At 67.1% G+C, this 26971-nt stretch carries 28 protein-coding genes, 1 tRNA gene and 1 pseudogene; 12 read left to right on the top strand and 18 right to left on the bottom strand.

The genetic code is table 11. The features are described from left to right. The first annotated feature begins 2 nt into the window (after positions 1-2). Positions 3-1028: an App1 family protein phosphatidate phosphatase gene (locus tag QRN21_RS04840; RefSeq protein WP_056278907.1), complete on the top strand. Its 1026-nt coding sequence runs from the start codon at positions 3-5 to the stop codon at positions 1026-1028. Positions 1029-1035: 7 nt separating this feature from the next. Then, positions 1036-1905 (top strand): 3-methyladenine DNA glycosylase, encoded by an 870-nt coding sequence (locus tag QRN21_RS04845; RefSeq protein ID WP_285363304.1) that lies wholly within the window; start codon positions 1036-1038, stop codon positions 1903-1905. Positions 1906-2053: 148 nt separating this feature from the next. Here the strand turns inward: QRN21_RS04845 and QRN21_RS04850 are convergent. The 4 genes and pseudogenes from QRN21_RS04850 to QRN21_RS04865 all read right to left on the bottom strand — a co-directional run. After that, positions 2054-3115, bottom strand: a pseudogene (locus QRN21_RS04850) (glycoside hydrolase family 3 N-terminal domain-containing protein); the annotation flags it as partial. Between the two features lie 4 nt (positions 3116-3119). Then, positions 3120-3776: an SDR family oxidoreductase gene (locus QRN21_RS04855; protein ID WP_285363306.1), complete on the bottom strand. Its 657-nt coding sequence runs from the start codon at positions 3774-3776 to the stop codon at positions 3120-3122. Positions 3777-3833: 57 nt separating this feature from the next. Continuing rightward, a complete protein-coding gene (locus QRN21_RS04860) occupies positions 3834-4898 on the bottom strand; it encodes an NAD(P)-binding domain-containing protein (RefSeq protein WP_285363307.1) in 1065 nt (354 codons plus the stop codon). Between the two features lie 41 nt (positions 4899-4939). After that, positions 4940-5380, bottom strand: a complete 441-nt coding sequence (locus QRN21_RS04865; protein ID WP_285363308.1) for a GNAT family N-acetyltransferase — start codon at positions 5378-5380, stop codon at positions 4940-4942. A 107-nt stretch (positions 5381-5487) separates the two neighbouring features. Between QRN21_RS04865 and QRN21_RS04870 the strand changes: the two genes are divergently transcribed. The 5 genes from QRN21_RS04870 (at position 5488) to QRN21_RS04890 (ending at position 10662) form a co-directional block, all read left to right on the top strand. Beyond that, positions 5488-5560, top strand: a tRNA-Ala gene (locus tag QRN21_RS04870). Positions 5561-6187: 627 nt separating this feature from the next. Next, on the top strand, positions 6188-6517 hold the full coding sequence (locus QRN21_RS04875; RefSeq protein ID WP_285363309.1) for a hypothetical protein: 330 nt from the start codon (positions 6188-6190) through the stop codon (positions 6515-6517). Positions 6518-6590: 73 nt separating this feature from the next. Next, the gene (locus tag QRN21_RS04880; protein WP_285363310.1) at positions 6591-7460 is read left to right on the top strand and encodes a hypothetical protein; all 870 of its coding nucleotides are present in this window, start codon (positions 6591-6593) and stop codon (positions 7458-7460) included. Further along, complete coding sequence (locus tag QRN21_RS04885) at positions 7457-8722, top strand: hypothetical protein (RefSeq protein WP_285363311.1); 1266 nt, start codon at positions 7457-7459, stop codon at positions 8720-8722. Before QRN21_RS04880 ends, QRN21_RS04885 begins: the two co-directional genes overlap by 4 nt. Further along, positions 8719-10662 (top strand): ABC transporter ATP-binding protein/permease, encoded by a 1944-nt coding sequence (locus QRN21_RS04890; RefSeq protein WP_285363312.1) that lies wholly within the window; start codon positions 8719-8721, stop codon positions 10660-10662. The genes QRN21_RS04885 and QRN21_RS04890 overlap by 4 nt, the downstream gene beginning before the upstream one ends. Here QRN21_RS04890 and QRN21_RS04895 read toward each other — a convergent pair. After that, a complete protein-coding gene (locus QRN21_RS04895; protein WP_285363313.1) occupies positions 10616-11521 on the bottom strand; it encodes an NAD-dependent epimerase/dehydratase family protein in 906 nt (301 codons plus the stop codon). The two genes, QRN21_RS04890 and QRN21_RS04895, sit on opposite strands and share 47 nt — an antisense overlap. Before the next feature lie 83 nt (positions 11522-11604). Here QRN21_RS04895 and QRN21_RS04900 point away from each other — a divergent pair, with 83 nt between their 5' ends. Beyond that, positions 11605-12246 (top strand): ScbR family autoregulator-binding transcription factor, encoded by a 642-nt coding sequence (locus tag QRN21_RS04900; protein WP_285363314.1) that lies wholly within the window; start codon positions 11605-11607, stop codon positions 12244-12246. 8 nt (positions 12247-12254) lie between these two features. Here QRN21_RS04900 and QRN21_RS04905 read toward each other — a convergent pair whose 3' ends face one another. Continuing rightward, positions 12255-13103: an AfsA-related hotdog domain-containing protein gene (locus QRN21_RS04905; RefSeq protein WP_285363315.1), complete on the bottom strand. Its 849-nt coding sequence runs from the start codon at positions 13101-13103 to the stop codon at positions 12255-12257. Between the two features lie 406 nt (positions 13104-13509). Here QRN21_RS04905 and QRN21_RS04910 point away from each other — a divergent pair, with 406 nt between their 5' ends. The 3 genes from QRN21_RS04910 (at position 13510) to QRN21_RS04920 (ending at position 16024) form a co-directional block, all read left to right on the top strand. Then, complete coding sequence (locus tag QRN21_RS04910) at positions 13510-13878, top strand: hypothetical protein (RefSeq protein WP_285363316.1); 369 nt, start codon at positions 13510-13512, stop codon at positions 13876-13878. Between the two features lie 747 nt (positions 13879-14625). Then, complete coding sequence (locus QRN21_RS04915; protein ID WP_230100734.1) at positions 14626-15708, top strand: AI-2E family transporter; 1083 nt, start codon at positions 14626-14628, stop codon at positions 15706-15708. Positions 15709-15841: 133 nt separating this feature from the next. Further along, positions 15842-16024 carry a hypothetical protein gene (locus QRN21_RS04920; RefSeq protein ID WP_053099155.1) on the top strand — a complete coding sequence of 61 codons (183 nt, stop codon included), beginning with the start codon at positions 15842-15844 and terminating at the stop codon, positions 16022-16024. Positions 16025-16085: 61 nt separating this feature from the next. Here QRN21_RS04920 and QRN21_RS04925 read toward each other — a convergent pair whose 3' ends face one another. The 11 genes from QRN21_RS04925 to rplU all read right to left on the bottom strand — a co-directional run bounded on the left by QRN21_RS04925 (position 16086) and on the right by rplU (position 23891). Continuing rightward, positions 16086-16370 (bottom strand): hypothetical protein, encoded by a 285-nt coding sequence (locus tag QRN21_RS04925; RefSeq protein WP_053096570.1) that lies wholly within the window; start codon positions 16368-16370, stop codon positions 16086-16088. A gap of 98 nt (positions 16371-16468) precedes the next feature. Continuing rightward, entirely contained in the window at positions 16469-17158 is a 690-nt protein-coding gene (locus tag QRN21_RS04930; RefSeq protein WP_053096572.1) for an SDR family oxidoreductase, read from the bottom strand. A gap of 1 nt (position 17159) precedes the next feature. Next, complete coding sequence (gene rsfS / locus QRN21_RS04935) at positions 17160-17543, bottom strand: ribosome silencing factor (protein WP_042537705.1); 384 nt, start codon at positions 17541-17543, stop codon at positions 17160-17162. Continuing rightward, positions 17543-18754 carry a hypothetical protein gene (locus QRN21_RS04940; protein WP_285363317.1) on the bottom strand — a complete coding sequence of 404 codons (1212 nt, stop codon included), beginning with the start codon at positions 18752-18754 and terminating at the stop codon, positions 17543-17545. Before QRN21_RS04940 ends, rsfS begins: the two co-directional genes overlap by 1 nt. Further along, complete coding sequence (nadD, locus tag QRN21_RS04945; RefSeq protein ID WP_053096575.1) at positions 18751-19353, bottom strand: nicotinate-nucleotide adenylyltransferase; 603 nt, start codon at positions 19351-19353, stop codon at positions 18751-18753. The genes QRN21_RS04940 and nadD overlap by 4 nt, the downstream gene beginning before the upstream one ends. 6 nt (positions 19354-19359) lie before the next feature. Further along, the gene (locus QRN21_RS04950; protein ID WP_053096577.1) at positions 19360-19584 is read right to left on the bottom strand and encodes a hypothetical protein; all 225 of its coding nucleotides are present in this window, start codon (positions 19582-19584) and stop codon (positions 19360-19362) included. Positions 19585-19650: 66 nt separating this feature from the next. Next, entirely contained in the window at positions 19651-20904 is a 1254-nt protein-coding gene (locus tag QRN21_RS04955) for a glutamate-5-semialdehyde dehydrogenase (RefSeq protein WP_072591409.1), read from the bottom strand. A 9-nt stretch (positions 20905-20913) separates the two neighbouring features. Next, on the bottom strand, positions 20914-21699 hold the full coding sequence (gene proB, locus QRN21_RS04960; protein ID WP_072591410.1) for a glutamate 5-kinase: 786 nt from the start codon (positions 21697-21699) through the stop codon (positions 20914-20916). Further along, positions 21696-23198: a GTPase ObgE gene (obgE, locus tag QRN21_RS04965; protein ID WP_285363318.1), complete on the bottom strand. Its 1503-nt coding sequence runs from the start codon at positions 23196-23198 to the stop codon at positions 21696-21698. The genes proB and obgE overlap by 4 nt, the downstream gene beginning before the upstream one ends. A gap of 107 nt (positions 23199-23305) precedes the next feature. After that, on the bottom strand, positions 23306-23563 hold the full coding sequence (gene rpmA / locus QRN21_RS04970; RefSeq protein ID WP_028501603.1) for a 50S ribosomal protein L27: 258 nt from the start codon (positions 23561-23563) through the stop codon (positions 23306-23308). Between the two features lie 19 nt (positions 23564-23582). Then, entirely contained in the window at positions 23583-23891 is a 309-nt protein-coding gene (gene rplU, locus QRN21_RS04975; RefSeq protein ID WP_072591411.1) for a 50S ribosomal protein L21, read from the bottom strand. Positions 23892-24102: 211 nt separating this feature from the next. Here rplU and QRN21_RS04980 point away from each other — a divergent pair, with 211 nt between their 5' ends. After that, on the top strand, positions 24103-24369 hold the full coding sequence (locus tag QRN21_RS04980) for a DUF4031 domain-containing protein (RefSeq protein ID WP_053096584.1): 267 nt from the start codon (positions 24103-24105) through the stop codon (positions 24367-24369). Here QRN21_RS04980 and QRN21_RS04985 read toward each other — a convergent pair. Next, positions 24334-26910 carry an Rne/Rng family ribonuclease gene (locus QRN21_RS04985; protein WP_285363319.1) on the bottom strand — a complete coding sequence of 859 codons (2577 nt, stop codon included), beginning with the start codon at positions 26908-26910 and terminating at the stop codon, positions 24334-24336. The genes QRN21_RS04980 and QRN21_RS04985 overlap by 36 nt on opposite strands. Positions 26911-26971: the final 61 nt, after the last annotated feature.

The following is a 26971-nucleotide window of genomic DNA, read 5'->3' on the forward strand; positions in this document are numbered from 1 at the left end:
CAATGGCTTCGTCACCTCCGGCGCCCCGGATCCACTGGTTCGCGCGCCTCGAACACCGCCTCCACGTGTGGCGCGAGGGGCGAGCGCGCCGTCGCGGCCGCACCGCGACCATCCTCCCGTTCCCCGGTTACGGCGGGCCCGGCTGGGTGCGTGTCGTCGGTCGCGTTCTCATCGTCCCTCCCGCACGGAGCACGAAGGACGGCGAACCGGCCAGCGTCCGCGGCTGGCGGAGCTTCGTCGGCATCCCCGTGAGCTTCGCGAAGGTCGCCGTGCAGATCGGCGACTCGGTGCACTATGTCGTCGCCGACCGGGGCGGTGTGATCGATTCGGTCGTGCACGCCGAGCTCGAGCCAGGATGGCAGACCTTCACGTTCTCTGTCGAGGGTCAGGACCCGGTCGAGACGACCGCGTTCATCGTGGCCGAGTCGACCCACTTCGGGGTCGTCTCCGACGTCGACGACACCGTGATGGTCACCGCCCTCCCCCGACCTTTCATCGCCGCCTGGAACTCTTTCGTCGTCGACGAGCACGCGCGCATCCCCGTGCCGGGCATGGCCGTGCTGCTCGATCAGGTGCTCCGCGAATATCCCGGTGCTCCCATGGTCTACCTCTCGACCGGAGCCTGGAACGTCGCCCCGACTCTCCGCCGGTTCCTCGGGCGCCACCTGTTCCCCGCAGGCTCCATGCTCCTCACCGACTGGGGCCCCACGCATGACCGATGGTTCCGCAGCGGGCGCGAGCACAAGCTCACCAACCTGCGTCGCCTGGCCACGGAGTTCCCGCACGTGAAATGGCTGCTGATCGGCGACGACGGCCAGCACGACGAGGCGATCTACTCCGAGTTCATGGATGAGCACCCGGACTCCGTCGCCGGCGTCGCCATCCGTCGGCTGCTCCCGGCCGAGGCCGTGCTCGCCGGTGGTCGCGCGGGCCACGAGCCGCACTCCGACGACGTCGCCCCCTGGGTCAGTGCCGAGGACGGCGCGGGGCTCCGTGACCTGCTCGGCAAAGCCGGCATCCTCCGCTGAGGTGACCATGACGCTGGCGCGGACCGACTGGCTGGAACGCGAACGAGCGCACCAGACGAGAGCCGACGCCCTCACGGCTGAGCATCGGGAACGAGCCGCGCGGGGCGAGAAGCACCCGGTATGGGACTTCCTGTTCACCTATTACAGCTACAAGCCCGCGCAGCTGCGTCGGTGGCACCCCGGCGCCGGGGTCGAGCTCGAGGAGGCCGACGAGCGGCTGACCTGGCGGTGGTACTCCCCCGGCGCGACCAGAGCCGGTGCGGTGCCGGATGCCGCTGCCTTCGCGCGCGAGAAGGCAGACCTCGTTGGCCTCATCGAGCGGATGCTGCGTCGCACCGCCTCTCGACCCGGGCAGTTCGGATGCTTCGGACTGCATGAGTGGGCGATGGTCTATCGAGCGGATGAGCACAGACACGCGGTGCCCCTGCGTCTCGGGCAGGACGCAACGGATCTGGTCGTCGAGAGCCATGACCTCAGATGCACCCACTTCGATGCCTTCCGGTTCTTCACACCCGCGGCCGTGCCTCGCAACCGCACGGAACTGACCCGCGACGAGCAACCCCTGTTCGAGCAGCCCGGATGCCTTCATGCCGGCATGGACCTGTACAAATGGGCGGTCAAGCTGGGCCCCCTCGTGCCCGGCGAACTTCTGCTCGACACGTTCGAGCTCGCAAGAGACATCCGCCTTCTTGACATGCAGGCCGCGCCGTACGACCTGGCACCGTGGGGTGTCGAGCCCGTACCGATCGAGACGACCGAGGGCAAGGCGGAGTACGTCCGCCGGCAGCGCGTGTTCGCAGAGCGCGGTGGGCATCTGCGCGGCGAGCTGCTGCATGCCTGGCTCGGCTCCACCGCCGCCGCCACGCTCGCGGGTTGACCGGCGTGAGCGGGCTGAGCGATCAGTCCGCCGGCTCGCACTCCGGGCACGGTGCCCAGTCGGTGGTCGCCGAACTCGACTGCAGGCGCAGCGTCATCACACGGGTGGCCGCGTCGGCGAGCCGATCGGCGGGCAGCACCCCCGCATCGACCGCATCCGCGAGCCCGCGGACGATCTGGCCGGCCGTGTCGGGAGTCGAACCGGCGATCATCAGCACGAGGTCGCTCCCGGCGACGACCGCCGACACGGCGTTCGTCACGGGGTCGGCGTACTCGGGTATCCCCGAGGACTGCAGCATCCCGAGGTCATCGGTCACGATCACGCCGTCGAATCCCAGTTGTTCACGGGCGATCTCGTGCCAGCGCGCCGACAGAGACGCGGGAGCAGGATCGATCGAGGTGTAGGCCAGGTGGCCGAACATCAGCAGAGAGGCACCGGCCTCGATACCTGCAACGAAAGGCACCGCGTCCGTGGAACGCCACTCGTCGATGGTCTCGGCTGTGGCAGGGACAGCACTGTGGGAGTCGCCCGGCGCCGCCCCATGACCGGGGAAGTGCTTCAGCGTGGAGGCGATGATCTGCTCTTGCGCCGTGGTGGCGGCAGCGACTCGCTCGGCGGCCGTCTGGGGGTCGGTGCCGAGTGCCCTGCCGTAGATGAATGACGACGGGTAGGACGTCACGTCTGCGACAGTGCCGAAGTTCACGGTGATCCCCGCTCTCGCCACCAGCGCCGCGCGGGCGGAGAAGGCCGACGACGTGTCGGAGACCGGCTGCGATCTCAAGACGGTCGAGGCGGGGAAACCATCGCCGACGAGGCGCGACACGATCCCGCCCTCCTGATCGACCGCCACGAGCGGAGGCAGCGCGGGGTCGACCGTGAGAGCAGACGTGAGGGTCTGGAGCTCGTCGTCGGTCGCCGGGATGTTCGCTCCCATCAGGATGAAACCGCCGAGTCCCTGCTGCATGTAGGCGCGGAGCGCTCCGGCATCCGTCGTCGGGATGTGCCCCATCACGACGCTCGCCGCCTGCTCGACCGTCGTCATCTCGGCGACGAGAGCCTCGGCGTGCTCGCCGATCGCTGGTGAAGAGATCTGCGCATGGGCGAGACCGCCCTGCACCGAGCCGACAGCCGCGGCAGAGGCCGGTGCGGCCGCCGTCGCGAGGGCGACGAACGCCGCGGCACTGACCGCTCCGAAGCGACGTCGCAGCATGAGGTCAGGTGGTGAGAGCGTCGGCGATGGGCACTCCGGAGTCGGCCGTGCCGTTTCCGAATCGGATGGTGCGGCCGAACGTCGAGGGGTTGCCGAGAGATTCCGCGATCACAGCCGCCACATCGGCGCGCGCGACCTCGCCCTTGCCGTCCGGGTCGAGCAGGATACGGCCCGTCGGCTCATCGAACGTGAGCGTGCCGGGGCCGAGGATCGTACCGTCGAGGTCCGTCGATCGCAGGTGCTCGTCCGCCGCCCACTTCGCATCCGCGTAGGCGAAGAACCCGTCGTCCTCAGCCACTCCGTGATCGGCCTTCGAACCGATCCACGAGACCATGACATAGCGCATGACCCCCGCCGCCTCTGCGGCATCCATGGTGCGGATCGCCGCGTCACGATCGACGGCGTACGTGCGATCCGCGGAACCCCCACCGGCCCCGGCCGACCAGACGACGGCATCGTGACCGCGGATGATCTCCGCGAGTTCAGACGTGTCGAGGGTCTCGACGTCGGCGACGAGCGCATGCGCCCCTGTCGCCTCGACCTCCGAGACGTGGTCGGGGTTGCGGATGACCGAGGTCACCTCGTCACCCCGGTCGACGAGAAGAGGAGCGAGAAGCAGTGCGATGCGGCCGTGGCCGCCGAAGACGATGATTCGCGACATGTCTTCACCCTACGCGCCCTCGCCGGCGTCGGCTCGGGACGAACGGGCCGAGATCGCTCAGGGGCTCCGGACCGATTCGACGGCCAGCGCCCGCTGGACGCCCTTCGCCGCTGAGCGTCCCGCCCTGTTCGCACCGATCGTGCTCGCCGACGGACCGTAGCCGACGAGCTGGATCCGCGGGTCCTGCACCGCGGTCGTCCCCCGCCCGCCGCGGTCGAGCTGGATGCCCCCGGCCGCGCTGCGGAGGTGCAGCGGCGCGAGGTGCGCGATCGCCGGGCGGAACCCCGTCGCCCAGAGGATGACGTCGACGCGCTCGAAGGTGCCGTCGGCCCAGCGGACGCCGTCCGGCTCGATACGCGAGAACATCGGGCGGCGAGCAGCGTAGGCGCCGAGCCTCTCCGCCTCCCGTTCCTGCGGCCGCAGCATGAGCCCTGTGACGCTCACCACGCTCTCGGGAGGCAGCCCCTGGGCGACCCGTCGCTCGACGAGCGCGACGGCGGCTGCTCCTGCTTCGGGGGTGAAGTCGTCGCTGCGCCACACCGGCTCACGCCGCGTCACCCAGAGTGTGTCGGTGATCGGCGCCAGAGCTCCGAGGAACTGGACAGCCGACGCGCCCCCGCCGACGACGAGGACGCGCTTGCCCACGAAGTGCTCTGGTCCCGGATAGTCGACCGTGTGCAGCTGCTCGCCGACGAACGTCTCCATCCCCGGGTAGTGCGGCAGGAACGGATGCGTCCAGGTCCCGGTCGCGTTGACGAGCGTCCGACTGCGCCATTCCTGTTCCCCCGCGCGCACGACCAGGAGGCCGTCCTCGTCGACCACCCGGTCGACTCCCACGGGCCGGATCACCGGCAGGCGATGAGCGCGCTCATACGCCGCGAAGTATGCCGGCACGGCCATATTGGCGCGCTGCCCGTCTCGCGGCGGTGGAGAATCCCCCGGCAGCTCCGCCACGCCGTGCACGTCGCGCATCGTCAGAGCATCCCACCGGTGCCGCCATGCGCCTCCGGGCTCGGAGTCCGAGTCGAGCACGACATGACCGATGCCCAGACGGGTCAGATGAAAGGAGGCCGACAGACCGGCCTGACCGGCGCCGATCACGACGCTGTCCAGGATGCTCACGATGATGACAACACCCGCGATCACGCGGTTGTTCCGGGGCGTCAGAGGGCGATCTGGTAGTGCGTGTACCCGGTGTGCGTCGCCACGCTGTCGTAGAGCGCGCGGGCTGTCATGTTGGTCTCCTGCGTCAGCCAGTAGACCTTCTCGCATCCGTTCTCGACAGCCCAGGCACGCACGTGGGCGATCAGCAGCCGCCCCACCCCGGAGCCTCGGGACTCGCCGTCGACATAGAGGTCTTCGAGGTAGCAGTAGGGCGACGTGCTCCACGTCGCCGGGTGCGTGAGCCAGTGCACGATACCGATCGCACGCCCGTCGCCGTCCCGCGCGACCGCTCCGTGCAGATCCCGCCCCTCGACGATCCGCCGAAACGACTCTGTCGTGATCTCGTCAGGGAGCTCCGTGCCGTAGAAGGTCAGATACCCGCGCCACAGACCGGACCATTCGTCGAAGTCGGCCTCTACGGTGGCGGTGATCGTCGTCATGCGGTCAGCCTAATGCGACGCGCCCGGGGGCCCCGCGCCGATTGGTGTTGCGCGCGATCCGTGTAGTACTCTGTTCAAGTTGCTTCGAGCAGTGAGGAAGCAGTTCTGGGCCTGTGGCGCAGCTGGTAGCGCACCTGCATGGCATGCAGGGGGTCGGGGGTTCGAGTCCCCCCAGGTCCACAATGAAGCCCGCGAGAAATCGCGGGTTTTCTTGTTTTCTACGGGCAGTTCGGAGACTCAAGACTTTCGCAATGAGGCCGTCGCGAAAGTCTTGAGACATGGTCATCAACCACTAACCACCTCTCGTCGCCATCAGCAAGCGCACCTCGCGACCTGCTGCCGCAGGCACGTTGTCTGCAATCAGCGCAAGTGCTTCGTCGCTCGTCAACTCGCTACGCAGCGGGAGCCGATGACAATTTCCGCGAAAGCCGATACACCCCCGCGCGCTTGCCCGCCGGCGCAGTAGCGGCAGCCGCCAGGCTCAACTCCCTTCATTCGTAGATTCCAGCGCCATCCTTCGCTGGCGCACCACTCGAGCATGTGCGGGTCCCGTTAGGGCGATGTGGCTACCCGTTCTGAACTCGACCATGCCACAGCGTGCATCGGGTCGACCCGAAGGCCGTGCTCCACCCCGCACTCGCACATGAGACCGGTGGCTCCGACGATGAGCACAGAAACATGGTGACCGCTATGCGTCAAGTGGTCCCGCCAATATCTCGCGCGTCGCGTGCCTATGCACGCGACATAGCGGCGGCTATGTTTAGCTCGTCGGGAGGTCCGGCGAATGGAATGAAAGGCACTTCGATGATGAAGAAGAAGATTGTCGCGGGGGTCATCGCCAGCGTGATGGCTCTGGGGATGACTGCAGTAGTTGCAGCACCGGCGAACGCTGGCATCAAGCTGTGGCAGCTCAACAACTACAGCGGGGAGTACCTCGGGGACTTCGGTACAGGTACGAGCTATGTCGGCACGTGGGCGGACAACCGCGCGTCGTCCATCAAAGTGGATGGAGTCGCGAACTACGCGATTCTGCACCAGTTCCGCGACTACCAAGGAGCGGCGTCGACGAAGTTCTCGGACCGCTCGCCGAACCTCGGCAGCTGGGGATTCGACAACTTGACCAGCAGCATCAGCTGACCGCGCTTGTGCCACCCGGGGATGGGCTACCTCCAGTAGCCCATCCCCTCACACACCCAACGAGGAGCCTTGAATGAGACACGGACGCAGCGTCGGCGCGGTCGCAGCAGCAGTGCTGTTGACCTTGGTAATTTCTGGCTGTACAGCCTCCGAAACGTCGCCTGTCACGGACGCGAATCAACTCCCCGAGGTCAGCATCGACGGGTACGAGGATGTCACCGCCACGCTCGATTACGAGCATGCGATTGCTGTCACGCCGGTTACCGCTATCAGCGTGCAGGGACCGGACTACATGATTCGCTTGCTGCATGCGATTGCGGTGAGAGGCGACAAGTGCATGGTCGAGGCGGGGTTCGAGCCGGTCGCGGATGAGCGGGATTGGTCGCCGTACTTGCAGGAGGAAGACCGCACTTACGGTCTCTGGAGCGTTGCGTACGCCTCGCAATACGGCGTATCGCTGGCCTCGGGCACGGGGGCGCCGGATGTGAACGTCATTGATATGGGCGTCGAGCGCGGTAAGCAGTACGGCCTCTGCTTGGACGAAGGCCGGGAGTCGCTCAGAGAGGAACTGCTCTGGTCTGGGGACATGAACATCGACTCGCAGATTCGGCTTCGCGCCTACGAGTTAACTCTCGCCAGCGACGAGGGCCAGGCGGCGAAAGCGGACTGGCAGGGATGCATGGAAGACGCAGGCATCGTCCTCGACTCGGCGGACGGACGGCCCGTCCAGCAGTACCAGGAGAGAGGCAAGGAAGCGGAGATTGCGGCAATCGTTGTCGAAGCCGAGTGCGCGCGTTCCACGAATGCGGTACAGACCCTCTACGACATTCAGGCTCGTTACGAGGCGGCGCTGATGGACACGCAATCTGCGCAAATTCAGGCCTTCATCGAAAAACGTGACGAAGTCATCTCAGTCTTCGAGGACGCGATTGCCGGTCGATGAGCTTCCGGCGACGCGACCAGTATCTGGCTGCCGCAGCAGGCGACAACCCTGACGATGCACCCCTGAAGCGTGTGCAGAATCCCGGGCGCCTCATTGCCTTTGGGGTGGTCACCGCGCTCCTTGTCGGTGCTGCCTTCGTCGTCGGTGGGATGGTGAAGTCCCCTCAGGACCAGGCGCTGGCGAACGTCGATTCTGAGGTGGAAGTATTCGCCCAGGTCGAAGAACGCGTCGTCAGTGACAGCTTCTCGCTGCCCGCGGTCGTCGTGGCAGGGGCCACTACCGACGTGCTCGTCACGGAAGCCCCGCGGGAGGCGTCTCCAGTTGCGCCTCCCGCGGCCACCGACACGGCTGCGCCGCCAGCGGCGACCCCCGTTGCGCCGACCGAAAACGAAACCGCGGTGTCGGACAGAGCCGTCGTGTCGCGCATGGCGGTCGCGGTCGGTGACACGCTCAAGTACGGGTCGCTCATTGGCGAGGTGTCCGGACGCCCTGTCTTCGCATGGCCGTCTTCGGTCCCGTTGTTCCGGGACATCGTCGTCGGGGCCCGCGGGTCAGATGTGAAGGCCGTTCAGCAATCCCTCGCCGATATGGGCTACAGCGCGACCGTGGACGGCGTATTCGGTGCCGGGTCTCTCGCCACTCTTCAGTTGCTCTACCGCGAAGCGGGGTATGAACTGCCGTTCGTCGCTGCGGGCGTGCGGGGACTGTCCTGGCGGGAGCTCATCGGCGTACCCACGGGTGACGGGGTCGTGCAGGCCGCAGCCCCGGTGGGGTCGATCCTCGGCGCGGAAGCACCACTCATGACGATTCGCACGACCCCTCCCGCTTTGGAAGCACAAGCGACGGCGGTGGAGGTCGGTCGACTCGCGGCCGGCGCGGAAGTCGGCGTAGAAGTCGCGGGTGCCGCGCCCGTGCTCAGCACCGTCGTGGCACTCGGCGCATTCGCAACCAACGAGGACACCGGCGCGTCAGGCTATCCGGTGCGTATCGCGCTGCCGGCGGACGTGGTTATCGATGCGAGCACGCCGGTTCAGATTCGGCCGTGGGGAGAGCCACAGTCCTCCCTCGCCGTCCCGACATCAGCAATCCGTCAGGAAGGTTCGGCGTCTTTCGTTCTGGTACGAGGAAAGGAAGCAGCTGAGGGAGAGGCCCCAGCGCACGAGCGCATCGACGTCGCGGTCGTCGCACAGGCGGACGGATGGGTCTCCATCGAGGCGAACGATGCTCTGCCTGTCGGCACCGAGATTCTGGTGTCCCCATGACGTCGTCGGCCGTCATCGAGCTCGACGGGGTCACGCGAAGCTTCGGCGCCGGTCACACGAAGACAACAGCGCTGGACGCCATCTCGTTGACGGTGATGCCTGGAGAATTCGTGGCCATCATCGGCCCATCCGGCTCAGGGAAGTCGACCCTCCTGAACATCTTGGGTCTCCTCGACCGCAGCAGCGGTGGACGCTACCTACTCAACGGCATCGACGTGCAGTCGTTGAGTGAGCGAGAGCGGGACCGTGTCCGCAACGAGACGCTCGGGTTCGTCTTCCAGGACTCTCGCATGCTCCTCATGGACACGGCGGCTGGCAACGCGAGTCTGGGATTGAAAGTGCGCGGAACACCTCGCGCAGACCGAGCCAGTCGTGTCGGCGTCGCGCTGCGCCGGCTCGGGTTGACGCACCGGATGGGTGAGACCGCCATCAACCTGTCCGGCGGCGAGCGACAGAGAGTGGCTATCGCACGTGCGATAGCCACCGAGCCCGCCGTGATTCTCGCGGATGAGCCAACAGGCGCGCTCGACTCCAAGAACTCCGCGAGCATCATCGCTCATCTTCGCGAACTGAATCGGCAGGGCGTCACAGTTGTCGTCATCACTCATGACCCTACGGTCGCCGACGCCGCGGACAGGCGGGTCGAGATAGTCGATGGGGTCATCGTCGCGGACTCCGGTGACAGCGCTCCGGCGTCTGCCCCTCCCTCTCATGACACCCCTGCGCCGACGAGCGCGCGACGCCGCTTCGCCCTGCGCCTCTGGGACGAGTTCTGCGATGCGCTGTCTGTGCACAGCAGCAAGCCCGCCCGCGCGCTCCTCCTACTGACGGCGTTCATGTTGGGCGCTGGCGGGCTGGTCTGTTCCATCGGCATCAGTGAGAGCGCCGCGGCTCAGGTCAGCGAGCGACTGACGCAGGCAAGTCTTGACGAGGTCGTCGTGCGCTCAGCCTCCGGAACCGCGTTCGCGGACGGCTTCTACTCCGCAGACGGCAATGCCTCAGCAGCCATCAACGCACTCGAAGGTGTGCGTAGCTCCGGGTTCGTCGCATCAGTAGCCGCCGCAGAAGCCCGCATCACTCTCCTTCCACGCGGTTCCGTCCCCAACCAGCCGGTGTTCGACGGGTCGGTTGTCGTCGCCGACGCAGGGTACCTCGGCGCGCAGCAGGTGACCGCGGCCCCAGCTCACGCCGTCGGTCTTCTCTCCGCCGACTGGGGCGCGCGGGTCGCGCTCGTTGGCGAGGGGGCTGCGGAAAACTTGGGTATCGCGTCCGTGGGTCCAGGGGCGCAGGTGTGGGTGGACGGCGCGGCTGTCGATATCGTCGGCGTCATCACCGATACCGGGCGGAACGCGGCGCTCCGCGAAGCCATCGTTTTGTCGCCCGCAGCACTCGGAACGCTCACCCCGGACGACGCCTCGTTGGTGGTCCGCACCGTGCCCGGCTACCCGGCCGCACTGGCCGAGGCCATCCCTCTCGCAGTGTCACCCGGTGACCCCGCGCAGGTCAGGGTCGAAACAGTAGCTGACCTCCGCAACCTCCGGTTCGGTGTCGCCACCGACCTCGGCACCCTCGTGGGCATCGTTTCCGTGCTGCTGCTTCTTCTTGCGAGCATGAGTTCAGCCATAGCAATGTATCTCTCGGTCCAAGCCCGGTCGTCGGAGATTGCTCTCCGTCGCGCCCTCGGCGCCAGCCGCGGGTCCGTATGGCGGGTGTTCACGATGGAAGGGCTCGTCATTGGTGCGGCAGGGGGCGTATCCGGGGCAGCGCTCGGCGTCTGTGCCGTCGTCATCGTGTGCGTCCTGCAGGGATGGACGCCCACGCTCTCACCATCCGTGCTGCTTCTCGGGCTCGTCGCCGGGTGCGTGTCAGGAATCTGCTCCGCAACATACCCCGCTATCGTCGCCGCCCGGGCAGACCCCGCGATTGCGATTCGGGGATGAGCGCAGCCCGGGCCCAGTCGCGGTACCACTGCCTGATGCGCGGGTTGTCGTCGACCGCGGGCGAACCGCCGTCTGCAAGCGACGAGGAGAAGTGGTTATGCGCGGCGAGCATCCAGGCCTGATGCTCGCTAGCACCCACCTCCTGCACCCGCCGGAACACATCGTTCGCCGACATCATCTCGAGGTCTGTCGCCGAGCCCGCCATCTCGACCAGCCGCGACAAACGAACCGGCGCGCCGTGATTCGCGTTCACCGCTTGCCCCGCCAGGTCCTCTCGCGCAACAAGAGCCCACACCTGAGCGGCGAGCTGCGTCGTGCTGAGCGCAGAGACCAACGGAGACGGGAACGGGACCCCGCCGACCGCACGCAGGGCGCGGAGCGCGGCCGGCAGCACGCGAGTGTCACCGACGCCATAGACGATGTGCGGCCGAATCACCGTCCCTCCCGCGGCGAGCACATGCTGCTCAGCCTCCAGCCGCGACCTGCTCGTGGGCGACACCGGGGAGAGGGTCGTATCCTCCGACGCTCCCACGAACGGACCGTGCCCGTAGACGCCTGTCGTACTCACGTAGATGATGCGGGCCACCCCCGCTCGCTTAGCGGCCTCGACCAGAGTCCGCGTTCCGTGGTCGTTCACGTCCGTCGCCAGGTCTTCGGAAGGGCCAATGTAGCTCGCGCAGTGCAGCACGACATCCGCTCCGTCCAGCAGCCGCTCACACGCGGCACTATCGCGAAGGTCTCCCACGGTGACCTCTATGCCCTCGACCGCCGCTTTTTTCGTGCGTTGAAGCGCGCGGAGCGTCCCTGGCGGTCGTCCCCGAAGGACGGCCCCTCCGACATAGCCTGTCGAGCCGGTCATCGCTATCAACGCACGCTCCCCGGAGGCGTGCGCCCCAGAGCGTGCCCACAGTAAACTAACCTCGCCCGAAGGGAATGGCACCGATGCAGAAGCGCGCAGAAGAGACTCGCGAACTGATTGTTCAGACCGCCGCCGAGATTTTCGCCAAGCAGGGGTACTCCGAGACCGCGCTCCGCGATATCACCTCGCGTATCGGCATGACCCTCGGTGCGTTCTACTTCCATTTCGACTCAAAACTGGTCCTCGCAGGAGAGATTGTCCGGCGCCAGCACGAGACGTCTATCGGCGCTATCCAATCAATCACGAGTACCGACGCATCCGGCGTGGTGAGCATTGTGAGGCTCTCCCGCGAGCTCGCCGAGCAGACGCGCGACGATGCGGTCGTGCGCGCGGGTATCCGCTTGTCCACCGAATCCGTCGCCGAGCTGGCCACAGTCGCCTCCGCCCCGTACCGGGAGTGGGTGGCGGCCTGCCGCATCCTTCTCGAGCGGGCGAGTGCGCAGGGAGAGACCCGACCGGGGCTGGACTTGGACGCCGCCGCTGACCTCATCATCAGTGCGTTCAGCGGCACGCAGTTCCTCTCCGCCGCGCTCGGGCGGAGCGAACGCATCCTCCACACGCTTGCCGGCATGTGGCCGATACTTCTCGGCGGGATGCTCGCAGACGCGGACCATCCCGTTCTCAAGCAGATTCCTGACCTTCTGGATGTGTCCGCAAGAGCGTAAGCAGGTCATCATTCGACCTCCGCCTGCGCGGTAAGTATCGCCGCGCCGTCTTCACCGCACACCTCGGCTTCGAAGTGTCGCCTCGGCCGACTTTTCACGATGTCTGTGCACGTCACGCGCACTCGCAGGGGTTCATGCAGCTCAGCAAAACGGGTGTACGTGCCATCGAACGCGCGGAGGTCGGAGCGCGGCGTGCCCGCGGCGAGCACACACGCCCGGCGCACCGCGTCGAACAGCAACATCCCGGGCACATGGTCGACATGATGGTCGAAGAAGAACGGGTCGCGCTCGTCAAATCGAATGTCCCACTCGTTTTCCGCGCCCCGGACAACGTCAAGCGAGAGCGGGGATGCCGAGGTACGACGCGCCGCTCTCACCGGCAGCGAATTCAGCCCATCGCGCCTCAGCCGCGCGTACACCGCCTCGCTGACGACCTTCAGCGCGCCACGGCCACGGGCGAACTCGGCACCGTTCGCGAAGAACGAGACGTCGGATGTCACCGTACGCAGCGCGCCGCCTGTGAGCTTCGGGTCGACCGCTCGCACCGCCGCCGTGAGCGGTCCCCGAGGGAGCGAGCTGTCGCTCCTCAGTTCCATGCGGCCCATGATGAACGCCCATCCGACCGGCACTCCCCAGGCCACGTGCCCATAAGCGATGGTCGTCTGTCTCAGGTACTCCGCGACCAGCAGCGGGTCGGCGGCACCGCCATACACGCTGAACGGCCCGCCGACCGGCCGCTTCAACGTGAACTCGACGTCGTGCCCGTCCGGCTGCCGATATGCCTCGAGCAAGACGCTCCGCTCGTCATTCCGATGTACAAGGTGTTGCTCCATCGCAACCCAGGGCGTGCCGTTCATCGCCGTGCTCGGCTTTCGCTCAAGTGATAACAGACCGAAAAAATAGCACACGATTGGGTTTGGGGAAGGCACTTGTCATCACGACTGCGGTATATAACGTGCTGGGCATCTAGAGTCAGATATCAGATGTTCTTTTTCCCACTCCCCGGCGCGCATGAGTGCGGACTGTCACCGTCCTTGGAGACCTTGGCCGCCGGTGTTTCCAAACTGCCGACGCCGGCCAATATGTCGCAGGACGCAGGGACGCAGTCCGCCCTCACACCTATGCTCAGGTGCCATGGGGACCTCTGGGGGAAAAGCAGGGTGGGCGCAGGCGCTCAGCGGAGCAGGACTAGTCGCGCTCGGAACCGTGGCGGGAGCAGAGCGCATCGCTTACTGGCACCCGTGCTGGGAATCGCTCAGCACGATGACTGGGTCCGATGCCGACAACCCCGTCGGTCCATCCGTGGCATGCCTTGACGCCTCAAGCTACGCAGCGCTTGGCGACCATCTGGGAACGTGGGTCCTGGCGGCAATTTTCGTCGCGGGGGGACTCATCGGCATCCACGGGACCACATCGCGCACAGTGGTCTTCGTGGCAGTGGCATTGGTGTTGCTCGCCGTGCCGTTTACTGACCCGGGGTTCTTCTGGCAGGGCTGGGACACCGCGGACACGGTCCCCGGCGTCGGGGTGCTGCCTGCGTTAGCGACGATTGCCGCCGGGCTTCTCCTCATAGGAGCCTCAGTTGCCTCGCGCGCTCACGTCCGCATGCCGGCCGAGGTCGTGCTCGCCTGACTCGAACTGTTGAGCAGTTCCGTCGCGGGCCGTGCCCAAAGCAGCGCCTTGCGTCGCACGTTCTCATCGGACTCCATGTCGAGAGATTATCGGTAGGCCTCGCGTGACTCCGACTGCAGCGTGCGTGTCGGCGTCGCCTGCCGGACGAGTGCTAGCCCGGCGCATAGCTATGCCCGCCATGAAGCTCCCGCTGCTTGTAGGGCGAACAGCCGCCGATTCTTCGGCGACATGTCCGTCTCGTCAAGCTCCACATCGTCGCTTGCGCTCCAACCGTCGCCGGCGAATCCGCTTGCCGACACTATGCCAGGGCCATGGCTCGTCGTCCGTGGCGTTTCGCGAGCAAGTCTTGAGTAAGTCTTCAAGCACTCTCAACCGTGAACAACCAAACCTCGGCGCGAACAAGCGCCGCCGAGTACAAGGATTCGCGAAGAACCAGAACGCTGCATGGCATGCAGGGGGTCGGGGGTTCGAGTCCCCCCAGGTCCACCCGATAGAAGGCCCCGCGAGAGATCGCGGGGCCTTCTTCTCGTTCATCCGACACACCGGCGCGCGCGGGCGCCCTCGTCATCGGCGAAGGGCCGCCCATGGCAGAGCGCCAGGGACTTGCCATCGTCCGCTGCGCCGGATAGAAAGGCCAGGCCGTCTTCGTCACCGAGACGGTCTTCGACGAGGTGGAGGACGCACGTGCTGGGACTGTTCCGACGACCGGAGACCATGTCATCGTCTCTGTCAGACACGTCGACCCCGATGACGGAGACGCGGCTGTGGTCGCGGGGATTCGGCCTCGCCGCCACACGGAGTCTGCAGACCCTCTCGGTGCTCGCCCTGGTCGCCATCGGCGTGCTGGTGATCACGCAGCTCTCTCTCGTGTTCATCCCCGTGACGATCGCGCTGATCCTCGCCTCGGCCATCCACCCGCTCGTCGCGTTCATGCGGCGTCGCGGAGTGCCGTCGATCCTCGCCACCTGGATCGCGCTGATCGGCATCCTCGCGATCCTCGGCGGCATCGTCTGGGTGATCGTGCTGACGGTCCGTTCCCAGTGGGACGATCTGATCGAGTCGGCCACCGACGGCGTGACGCAGGTGACGGCCTGGCTCGACACCCTGCCTTTCGACATCGCATCGATCGATCTCGACGAGGTGTGGGCAGGAGTCGGCGACTTCCTGACCAGCGCCTCGTTCGGACGCGGAGCTCTCGCGGGGGTCTCGGCCACTGCGAGCTTCTTCACCGGTCTCGCGCTGATGATCGTCGTGCTGTTCTTCTTCCTCAAGGACGGACCGCGCATCTGGGAGTTCCTGCTCCGTCCCTTCACCGGGAACAGCTATGAGCGTGCGCGCCGCATCGGCGACAAGACCGTCGATGTCTTCGGAGGCTACATCCGCGGCACGTCGATCGTCGCCGCCGCCGATGCTCTCGGCATCGGCATCGGCTTGGCGATCCTGCAGATCCCTCTTGCACTCCCCCTCGCCGTGATCGTCTTCCTGACGGCGTTCATCCCCCTGGTCGGCGCAACCGCCGCCGGGATCCTCGCGGCTCTCGTGGCGCTCGTCACGCACGGCCCGGTGGCAGCCCTCATCGTCGTCGGCATCGTCGTGCTCGTGAATCAGCTCGAGGGCAACTTCCTTCAGCCGGTCGTGATGGCCCGCTCCCTCAAGCTCCACGCTCTCGTGATCCTCCTCGCCCTGACCACGGGCACCATCCTCGGCGGCATCGTCGGCGCGGTGCTCTCGGTGCCGATCGCCGCTGTCGCCTGGGGCATCATCACGGTGTGGGACGGCCCGCACACCCCCGCGAAGCCGTTCCGCAAGAAGCGCCCCGAAACGGTGTGACGCCGCCGACCCATCGAGTGCCGCAGAATCGTCGCACCGCCGGATACTCCTCCGGACCTCGGTCGTCAACCCACTCCCTGTCTGTGCACGCCCGTCCTATCGTGGCGCGCACATCTCACGAGAGGAGTCGATGATGACCAACAACCCGATACCGCCGCTGGTCCCCCGCCCGGACGACGAAGGAGAGATCGACGGCGTGCCTCACCGCGACGTCGACGGCGAGCCCGTTCTCGACACTGATGCGGATGCCGACCAGGTCGACGGCGCCGCGGCCGACCGCCTGGCGTCGGAGAAGCCGCTGGGCGAGGACTCCTGAGTCCTCGCCCAGCACGCCCCTGCGCGGCAGGCCCCTCCCCGGGTCCTGCCGCGCAGCCTGTTCAGGTCGCGAGAAGAGGGGGCAGGTGCGGGATCGCGATGGGCCTCGTCGCCCGGCTCGAATCCTGCACTCGCGTCACCTCTTCGAGAACTTCGTAAGCGGTCGTGTACCGCACTGCCAGAGGCAGGTCGCGAAGCCACACGACCTCGACCTCGGTGTCCGCGTACTCGTAGACGCATGCCACCACGTGCCGCGGATCGTTCGTCTCGTATCGTCGGTCGTTGATCACCCACTCCGACGGTGTGACGCGATGCAGCACGTATCTAGGATCTGGATCTCCGGACATGTGATTCCCTCCAAGACTCTCTCCCCACTCAAGATCATCCCCGGTCCGACCGAAAGGTCACAGGGGCTTGACAGCTGAGACGAGAGACTTCAGGGGGGTCACGCCCGAGGGCGGATGGTCAGATCGGTGAGAGCGGCGTCGTCCGGCAGGTCGAGCGCGGTGAGGATCGTCGTCGCGACGGAATCCGCCGTGATGAACCGCTCCGGGTCGTAATCCCGCCCTTCCTGCTGGTGCACTCGCTCCTGCATGGGGGTCGCGGTGCGTCCGGGGTAGATCGATGTGACCCGCACACCATGCTCGCTCTCCTCGGCCCGCAATGCGTCGGCGAGAGCCTTGAGTCCGTGCTTCGATGCGGCATACGCCGACCAGCCGGCGTGCGCGTGCAATCCCGCACCGGAGTTGACGAAAACGATCCGAGCGCGAGAGACGCGCAGCACAGGGAGGAGCAGACGGGTGAGCTCGGCAGGCCCCACGAGGTTGACCGCGAGCTGGCGCTCCCAGAGATTCGCCGGAAGGTCGGCCACGGGTCCGAGGTCGACGACGCCCGCCGCGTGCACCAGCGAGTCGATGCGCTCGGGAAGCGCCTGCTTCGACAGTGCCCACGACAGCCTGCCGGGTTGCGCGAGGTCGCCGACGACGGCCGAGGCTCCAGGCAGCGCCGCGGTGATCTCCTTGGCGCGCCCGGCATCGCGGGCGAGCACCACGACCTGATCGCCTCGATCGAGGAGGCGGCGCGCGACGACCGCGCCGATGCCGGATCCGGCACCGGTGATCAGGTGGACGGTCACGTCAGTCGCGGTCTGCTGCGGCGGAGTCTGCGAGCTCGAACGGCACGACGGGGCAGTCCTTCCACAGACGCTCGAGGCCGTAGTAGACGCGCTCTTCCTGGTGGAAGACGTGGACGATCAGATCGCCGAAGTCGAGGAGAACCCATCGGGCCTCCGCGCGACCTTCGCGGCGGACCCGCTTGTGACCGGCTTCGATGAGCTTGTCCTCGATCTCATCGGCGATGGCGGCGACGTTGCGCTCGCTGTTTCCGGTGACGAGCAGGAAGATGTCGACGAGCGGCAGAGGCTCCGAGACGTTGAGCGCGACGAGATCCTCACCGCCCTTCGAGACGGCGGCGTCGGCCGCGAGCTGGAGCATCTCTTCGGCGGTTTCAGGTGACTGCATCAGAACACATTCGTGGTGAAGGCGACGATCAGGGACACGCCCAGCGCGAGCGCGAGACCACCCGCCACGATCGCGAGGATGAGCATGAGTTTGTTGCCCTTTTCGGGGGCGGGCGGGCGGATGACCTCGCCGGCGGGCTTGATGGTGCTGACGGCCGCGCTGGCGGCGATCGGCGTGGGCGAGGATGCCGGGGGCAGTTCGCCGTCGATGAGCACGGCGTCCACGTCCTTGCCGTCCGTGGTGCCGTGCGCGTGGCCCTGTGAACCGAGTCCCTTGGGAAGTTCGTAGGAACCGGTCACGAGGATCTCTCCCGTGGAGGCGACGGGGCCTGAGAGCGACCCCTCTCCCGGGGAGGGGTTGAAGATGAGGGTGTTCGGAGCGAGATGCTGGGAACCGGTCGAGTCGCCGACGGTCAGCAGCTCGTCGAAAGACGGCGAGAAGGGCTTCCGTGTCTCCGCGTCGTCGCTGAGCAGATCCTGACCGAAGGCGGAGTTGACCACGGGGCGCTCCCCGTCCGCGATGTCGTCGTCAGCGTCGTCCACATCCGCCAGAACGTCGCCTGCGTCGACCTCGTCGGTCGCTTCTGCCTCGATTCCGAGCTCCGCGACGGCGGCACTCGTGTCGCTCGCGCCGGAGGTGACCGGCTCGCGGTCGTCGTCCGTCGTGTCGAGGTTCGTCGAGGCGCTGACCGGTGCGGGCAGATCCGCCGCAGCCGAGTCCTCGTCTTCCTGGTCATCGTCGTCAACGACATCGGAGTCGTGGACATCGGAGTCATGGACGTCGGAGTCGTGGACATCGGAGTCGTGGACGTCGGAGTCGGGAGCGTCGGCTGCCTCAGCCGCGGGGACCTCGACGGGCGGAACCTCGTCGGTCGAGTCCGCATCATCCGCACTGTCCGGCGCGTCGGACTCGTCAGCGTCGCCGACGGGAACGGATCCGGTCATGGAGCGTTCGCGCTCGCGAACCTGGCGACGCGTCAGCGGCGTGTTCCCCGGCTCGGTCTCGCCGCGGACGGCCGGTGCCGACGGTGCAGCGGGTTCGGTCTCGGCGGCGTCCTGCTCCTCGGGCGGCGTTGCGGCGGGCGGAGTCGCGACCGCAGCGGCAGCAGCAGCCTCCTCCGCCGAGATGACCGGTGTGGAGCCGGTCAACCGGATCTCACGCAACTGCTTTCGCGTCAGCGGACCCTGTTCCTGCCGATCCGATGTACTCATGCCTTGCTCCGATACAGATGATGCTTCGCGATGTATTGAACGACTCCGTCGGGGACGAGGTACCAGACCGGCTCGTCGTCACGGACCCGCGCCCGGCAGGCCGTCGACGAGATGGACAGCGCCGGCACCTCCAGTTGGCTGACGTTGTCGCTCGGGAGGCCGTCAGTGCTCAGGACGTGTCCTGGACGTGAGACCGCGACGAAGTGGGCCAACTCCCACAGTTCATCATGGTCCCTCCAACTGAGAATTTGCGCCACGGCATCGGCACCCGTGATGAAGAACAGCTCGGCGTCGGGCCGCTTCTCCTTCAGGTCGCGGAGGGTGTCGATCGTGTACGTCGGCCCTTCACGGTCGATATCGACTCTGCTCACCGTGAACTGCGGGTTGGACGCCGTCGCGATCACGGTCATCAGGTAGCGGTGCTCACTGGGGGTGACATCCGACTTCTGCCACGGGTGTCCGGTGGGCACGAAGACGACCTCGTCGAGATCGAAGGAGTGCGCGACCTCGCTCGCAGCGACCAGGTGCCCGTGGTGGATGGGGTCGAACGTGCCGCCCATCACACCGATGCGCGCCGGACGCGAGGTCGTGTCGTTCATATGGGCCTAGTGGCCGTGCCCTGCCTCGTGGCCGTCCTTGCCGTGCCTCGCGGCCCAGGCGTCAGCCTTGGCGGAGTGACGGTTGGCGACGTTCTTGTATGACAGCGTGACCAGGCCGAGGAAGGCGAAGACGATGATCGCGATGACGCCGAAGATCAGCGTCTCGAGCTGGACATTGCCGTGGTGCTCGGTTTCGGCAGCGACCATCGCGATCTGTGCGACGAGGTTCATCCTGACTCCGTTTCGTGGCTGGCGGGCGTGGCTCACGAAGAGCCACAGCGCCCCCTAGTCTAGCCCTCAGCCGCGCGTCTGCCCTGCCCCACGCGCCAGCCATTTCGTGCTGGTCAGCTCGGAAAGCCCCATCGGGCCCCTCGCGTGCAGCTTCTGCGTCGAGATCCCGACCTCGGCACCGAACCCGAACTCCCCGCCGTCGGTGAACCGCGTGGAGGTGTTCACCATCACGACCGCCGAGTCGACCTCGGCCAGGAACCGCTCCGCGTTGCGCGAATCCGTCGTGATGATCGACTCCGTATGGCCGGTGCTGTAGCGACGGATGTGGTCGAGAGCGTCATCGAGCGTGTCGACGACCTTGATCGCGATGTCGAGGCTCAGATACTCCGTCGCCCAGTCCTCCTCGGTCGCGGGGATCACGTTCGAGACGAGGCCGACCACCATGTCGTCGCCGTGAATGGCCACGCCCTCGCTCTGCAGCGCACTCGCGACCAGCGGGACGAGCCGTGGCGCGGCCTGACGGAGCACGAGGACCGTCTCGACCGCATTGCAGACGCTGGGGCGCTGCACCTTCGCGTTCACGACGATGTCCTGCGCCCAGTCGTCAGGGGCGCTCTCGTCGAGGACGATGTGCACGTTGCCGGCGCCGGTCTCGATCACGGGCACGGTCGCCTCGGTCACGACGGTCTCGATCAGCCCCGCACTGCCGCGAGGCACCAGCACGTCGATGTAACCCCGTCCGTGCATGAGGGCGGTGGCGCCGTCGCGACCGAAGTCGTCGACGGTCTGCACCGCTTCCGCGGTGACGCCTGCCTCCTCGAGTGCCTGGCGCATGATCTCGACGAGCACCGCGTTGGAGTCTCGTGCGGCGCTGCCACCGCGCAGGACCACGGCGTTCCCCGAGCGCAGCGCGAGCGCCGCGATGTCGACCGTGACATTGGGGCGCGCCTCGTAGATCGCCCCGACTACCCCGAACGGCACCCGCACCTGCTCGAGAGCGACGCCGTTCGGCATCCGGTGCCCTCCGACGACACGACCGACAGGGTCGGGAAGAGCCGCGACCTGACGGACCGCAGCGGCGAGGGAGGCGACGCGCTTCTCATCGAGGCGCAGTCGGTCGATGAGCGACTCGCCGATGCCGTCAGATCGACCGCGCTCGATGTCTCGGCCGTTGGCCTCGATGATCGCGGCCGCGTTCCCCTCGAGAGCCACCGCGATGGCCTCGAGCGCGCGGGACTTGTCGTCGCTGGTCAGTCTGGCCGTGGCGCGGGACGCCTCTTTGGCGCGCTCGAGGCGCACCTGCGGGGTCTGGTCGGTCATCCGCCCAGTCTAAGAGAGCGCGGGCTCGAACCAGGTCCCTATGTCGGCGCCCGCGAGGGCCTTGTCGACGAGGTCGGCGCTGGTCACGAGCACACCGATCCCGGACGCGGCCGCCAGTCGGGCGGCGGACACCTTCGTCGCCGCTCCCCCGGTGCCGACACTGTTGACGACCGTCGAGCCGAACTCGAGGCCTGAGAGATCGGCGTCCGGAGCGACGACGTCGATGGGCTCAGCGCTTGGGTCGGACGGCGGCTTGGTGTACAGCGACTCGATGTCGCTGAGCAGCACGAGCGCATCCGCCTCGATCAGCTGGGCCACGAGCGCGCCGAGGCGGTCGTTGTCGCCGAATCGGATCTCCTGCGTCGCGACCGTGTCGTTCTCGTTCACGATCGGCAGGATGCGAAGACCGAGAAGTCGCTCCATCGCCCGTCGCGCGTTGCTGCGCGAGGTCGGATTCTCGAGATCACCGGTCGTGAGCAGCACTTGTCCCGCGACGATGTCGAAAGGACGCAGCGACTCCTGGTAGCGGTACACGAGGATGTTCTGTCCGACGGCGGCTGCGGCCTGCTGAGTGGCCAGGTCCGTGGGGCGAGCATCGAGACGCAGGAACGGGATGCCCGTGGCGATCGCTCCGGAGGAGACGAGGATCACCTCGGCCCCGCGCGCGTGCGCTGCCGCCAGTGCCTCCACCAGAACGGGGATGCGCCAGGAGGACTCCCCGCTGATCGAGGAAGACCCGACCTTGACGACGATCCGTGAGGCTGTGGCGAGATCCGCCCTCGTGCGGGCGGTCACTCCCCGTCCTCGCGGTAGGCCGCGAGCCGCTGAGCCTCGACCTCGGCGCGAGCCTCGGCCTTGGCATCCATGCGCTCGTAGTAGTTCTCACGACGCTCGGAGGTGGTGCGACGCCCGTTGGGGGCGAGACGCGGGTCGGTGCCACGGGGTGCGGTCATCAGCTCGGCCGCAGACGTCATGGTGGGCTCCCAGTCGAAGACGATGCTGTCGCCCTCGCCGATGACGACCGTCGACCCCTGCACGGCACCGAGGCGGAAGAGCTCGTCCTCGACGCCCAGCTTCTCGAGACGGTCGGCGAGGTAGCCCACCGCCTCTTCGTTCTGGAAATCGGTCTGCTGGACCCAGCGCACCGGCTTCTCGCCGAGGATGCGGTAGACGTTGCCGTAGCTGCCGCCCTCGACGCGGATCTCGAAGCCCCTCTTCGGGCCACGCGGGCGAAGGATGACGCGCTCACGCGGGACCTCGGTCGCGGCGAGCTCGGCACGGTGCTGGTCGACGATCTCGCCGAGCGCGTAGGTCAGCGGGCGCAGACCCTCGTGCGAGATCGTGGAGATGTCGAAGACACGGAATCCGCGAGCCTCGAGGTCGGGGCGCACGAGGTCTGCGAGGTCGCGGGCCTCCGGCACGTCGATCTTGTTCAGGGCGATGAGCTGCGGGCGCTCGAGCAGAGGGGTCTGCCCCTCGGGAACCTCGTATGCGGCGAGCTCTCCCAGGATGACATCGAGGTCGGAGATCGGGTCACGACCGGGCTCGAGCGTTGCGCAGTCGAGCACGTGCAGCAGTGCGGTGCAGCGCTCGACGTGACGGAGGAACTCCAGTCCGAGACCGCGTCCCTCGCTCGCTCCTTCGATGAGTCCGGGGACGTCAGCGACCGTGTACCGCGAGTCCCCTGCCTGCACGACACCGAGATTGGGGTGCAGCGTGGTGAAGGGGTAGTCGGCGATCTTGGGGCGTGCGGCCGAGATCGCGCCGATCAGGCTGGACTTGCCCGCCGAGGGGTAGCCGACCAGAGCGACGTCTGCCACGGTCTTGAGCTCGAGGATGACATCGCCCTCGTACCCGGGGGTCCCGAGCAGCGCGAACCCGGGAGCCTTGCGCTTCGGGGTGGCGAGTGCGGCGTTGCCGAGTCCGCCATGCCCGCCCTTGGCGACGACGTAGCGCTCACCGGGCTCGATCATGTCGATGAGCACCTCCCCGGCCGGGTTCTTCACCACGGTGCCGACGGGAACGGGAAGCTCGAGATCCTCGCCCATGAACCCCGCACGGTGGTCGCCCATTCCGGGGCCGCCGTTTCCGGAGCTGCGATGCGGAGAGTGGTGGTACGAGAGGAGCGTTCCCGTCTGGGTGTCGGCGACGAGCACGACGTCGCCGCCGTCACCGCCGTTGCCGCCGTCGGGGCCGCCGAGCGGCTTGAACTTCTCGCGGTGCACCGAGACACAGCCGTTGCCGCCCTTGCCCGCGCGCAGATGCAGCGTCACGGTGTCGACGAAGCTGACCATGTCTCTCTCCTCAATTGATGCGGCCGGAGATGTGGACTCGGCCGGAAACGCAGATTCGGGACGGGCCGAAGCCCGCCCCGAATCGGATGACTAGTGTCGTGCTGTGATCACTCAGCAGCGGCGACGATGTTGACGACCTTGCGGCCGCCCTTCGCGCCGAACTGGACCGCACCGGCGGCCAGAGCGAACAGAGTGTCGTCGCCACCACGGCCGACGTTCACGCCGGGGTGGAAGTGCGTGCCGCGCTGGCGGACGATGATCTCGCCGGCGAGAACCTGCTGTCCACCGAAGCGCTTGACGCCAAGTCGCTGAGCGTTGGAGTCACGACCGTTACGGGTGGAGCTTGCGCCCTTTTTATGTGCCATGTCCTGGTCTCCTCGGTCTTTACTTGATGCCGGTGATCTTGACGCGCGTGAGCTCCTGGCGGTGGCCCTGACGCTTCTTGTAGCCGGTCTTGTTCTTGTACTTCTGGATGATGATCTTCGGGCCGCGGAGGTTGCCGATGACCTCTGCCGTGACCTTGACCTTCGCCAGCGAATCAGCGTCGGTGGTCACCGAGGCGCCGTCGACGAGCAGCACTGCGGCCAGCTCGATCTTCTCGCCCTGTGCAGCCTTGACACGGTCGAGCTGAACGATCGTGCCGACCTCGACCTTCTCCTGCCGCCCACCGGCGCGCACTACTGCGTAAACCACTTCATACCTGTTTCGTTGGGGAGCTCGCGGCTCCGAGATCTCACGGGAAGACTGTTGCTTGCATGCATCGCGGGGCGACGGGCACGAACGCAAGACTCTCCGCTCCGACCGTCCAGGACGACGCGGCATACGCACCAAGGGACTACTTTACCGGATGCGGGACACTGTGGCAAAACGTGCCGCCCGGTGTGTCCGGTCATAGGCTGAAGGGATGACCGTTCTCGTCGATGACCCCCTGTGGCCTGCGCACGGACGCCTGTGGGCTCATCTCGTCAGCGATGACACCCTGCAGGAGCTGCACGACTTCGCGAGGGCGCATGACGTGCCCGCGCGCGCGTTCGATCTCGACCACTACGACGTTCCGGAAGAGATCATCCCCCGGCTCCTCGCCGCCGGCGCACAGCATGTCGGCGGCAAGGAGCTGGTCAGGCGGCTGATCGCCTCAGGACTCCGAATCCCCGCTCGCGACCGGCGCTGACGGCTCGGAGTTCACCGAGACGGGCGTGCCTGTGAGGGCAGCCGTCGAGACGCGGCGACGACCGCGACCCTGACCGGGCGCCTTCGGCTCGGGAAGAGCATCGAGCACCGAATCGAGCAGCGCCTCCGCCGGGGACTTCGGCGACGACTTGCGGTCGGATCCGCGCTTCTTGCGAGGCTTCTTGGCGCGCTCCTGCGGTGCGGTCGCTTCCGTCGGCTCAGCCACGGGAGCGACGGCCTCTGCCGGCTCGTCGGCATTCGGAGTGCGCGTCGAGGCTGCGATCTGCGCGAGTGCCGACTTCGCTCCCTCGGGGATGCTGTGCGTCGTCACCGCGGCCGGAGCAGCGCTCTGCGACTGACCGTTGCCGCCGCGCTGGCGACGGTTGGACTGAGAGCTGCCGTTCCCGTTGCCGTTCCCGTTGCTGCTGGAGCGGTGCTTGACGACGGGGTCGTGGTGGACGATGACGCCGCGGCCGGCGCATACGTCGCACGCCTCGCTGAACGTCTCGAGCAGGCCGAGGCCCAGCTTCTTGCGGGTCATCTGCACGAGGCCGAGCGAGGTGACCTCGGCGACCTGGTGCTTCGTCCGGTCCCGGCTGAGGCACTCGATCAGGCGACGCAGAACCAGGTCGCGATTGGACTCGAGCACCATGTCGATGAAGTCGACGACGATGATGCCGCCGATGTCTCGCAGCCTCAGCTGGCGGACGATCTCCTCGGCCGCCTCGAGGTTGTTCTTGGTGACGGTCTCCTCGAGGTTTCCGCCCGAGCCGACGAACTTGCCGGTGTTCACGTCGACGACGGTCATCGCCTCGGTGCGGTCGATGACCAGCGAACCACCCGAGGGCAGCCACACCTTGCGGTCGAGCGCCTTCTCGATCTGCTCCGTGATCCGGAAAGCGTCGAACGGGTCGGTCTCGTCCTCATACGACTCGACGCGCTCGAGGAGGTCGGGTGCGACGCTCTCGAGGTAGGCGCGGATCGTGCGCTGCGCGTCCTCGCCCTGGATGAGCATCTTCGTGAAGTCCTCGTTGAAGACGTCGCGGACGATCTTGACGAGGAGGTCGGGCTCGGCGTGCAGCAGTGCGGGTGCCTGCTGGTTCTCGACCTGCTTGCGGATGTGCTCCCACTGGCTGGTCAGCCGCTGGACGTCACGCGTGAGCTGGTCCTCGGTGGCGCCTTCGGCCGCCGTGCGGACGATCACGCCGGAGGACTCGGGCAGGACCTCCTTGAGGATGCGCTTCAGGCGCGTGCGCTCGTTGTCGGGAAGCTTGCGGCTGATGCCGTTCATCGATCCGCCCGGCACGTACACGAGGTAGCGGCCCGGGAGCGAGATCTGGCTGGTCAGACGCGCGCCCTTGTGGCCCACCGGGTCCTTGGTGACCTGCACGAGGACGCGGTCGCCCGCCTTCAGCGCGAGCTCGATGCGACGCGGCTGGTTCCCGGTCTCGACGCCGTCCCAGTCGACCTCACCGGAGTACAGCACGGCGTTGCGGCCGCGGCCGATGTCGACGAACGCTGCCTCCATGCTCGGCAGCACGTTCTGCACACGACCGAGGTAGACGTTGCCGATCAGCGATGCGTCCTGGTTGCGAGCGACGTAGTGCTCGACGAGCACGCCGTCTTCGAGGACGCCGATCTGCGTGCGGCCGTTCTTGGAGCGGACGACCATCTTGCGGTCGACCGACTCGCGACGCGCGAGGAACTCCGCCTCGGTCACGACCGGGCGACGACGACCTGCGTCACGTCCGTCGCGGCGGCGCTGCTTCTTCGCCTCCAGGCGCGTGGAGCCCTTGATGGCCTTCGGCTCGGTGATGTACTCCACGACGCGCTGACGGGGCTGGCGCGGTTCATCGCGCTGCTCCCGCGGCTCACGCTGATCGCGAGTGTCGAGGTCGTCCGAACCGCCGCGACGACGGCGGCCGCGACGACCGGCCGGCTCGTCCTGCTCGCGGTCGGCGATGCGGTCGAACACACGCTCGCGACCCGTGCGCGCAGGAAGCGGCAGGACCTCGGGTGCGTAGAAGTGCAGCTGGGTCGAGACCTGCGAGACGAAGACCTCGGGGAGCAGCCCCAGCGAGACGGCGGTGAGGGGCTTGGGCTCCTCCGGCTTCTCGGGTGCGGTCTCGGCAGCGGGCTTCTCGGCAGCGGGCTTCTCGGCAGCGGGCTGCTCGGGTGCGGCTTCGACAGCGGGCTGCTCTGCAGAGGCGTCGGGCGCGTCCTGCGACGGAGCCTCCGCAGCAGCGGCATCCTCAGCCGGGGCATCCTCGACAGGAGTCTCCTCGACGGGAGCCTCTTCAGCAGGAGCCTCCTCAGCAGGAGCATCCTCAGCAGGAGCATCCTCAGCAGGAGCCTCCTCCGCAGGGGCCTCCTCCGCAGGAGTCTCCTCGGCCGAGGCGGTCTCGCTCGTCGAACCCTCGCCGTCGGCCGGAGCGTCGGATGCTTCAGCCTCCGGAGCGTCGGCGACTACCTCTGCGGGCGCGTCAGCATCCGCAGTGAAGTCGAGGGTAGGGGCGTCGTAGTCATTGTTCTCATCGGCCATCTCTGGCTTGCTCCTCGCGCGGACACTTCGTGTTCCGCTAACTCTCATGCGACACCCGCAG

Origin of the sequence: Microbacterium sp. LMC-P-041 (assembly GCF_030209555.1) — a bacterium.
GTDB lineage: Bacteria > Actinomycetota > Actinomycetes > Actinomycetales > Microbacteriaceae > Microbacterium.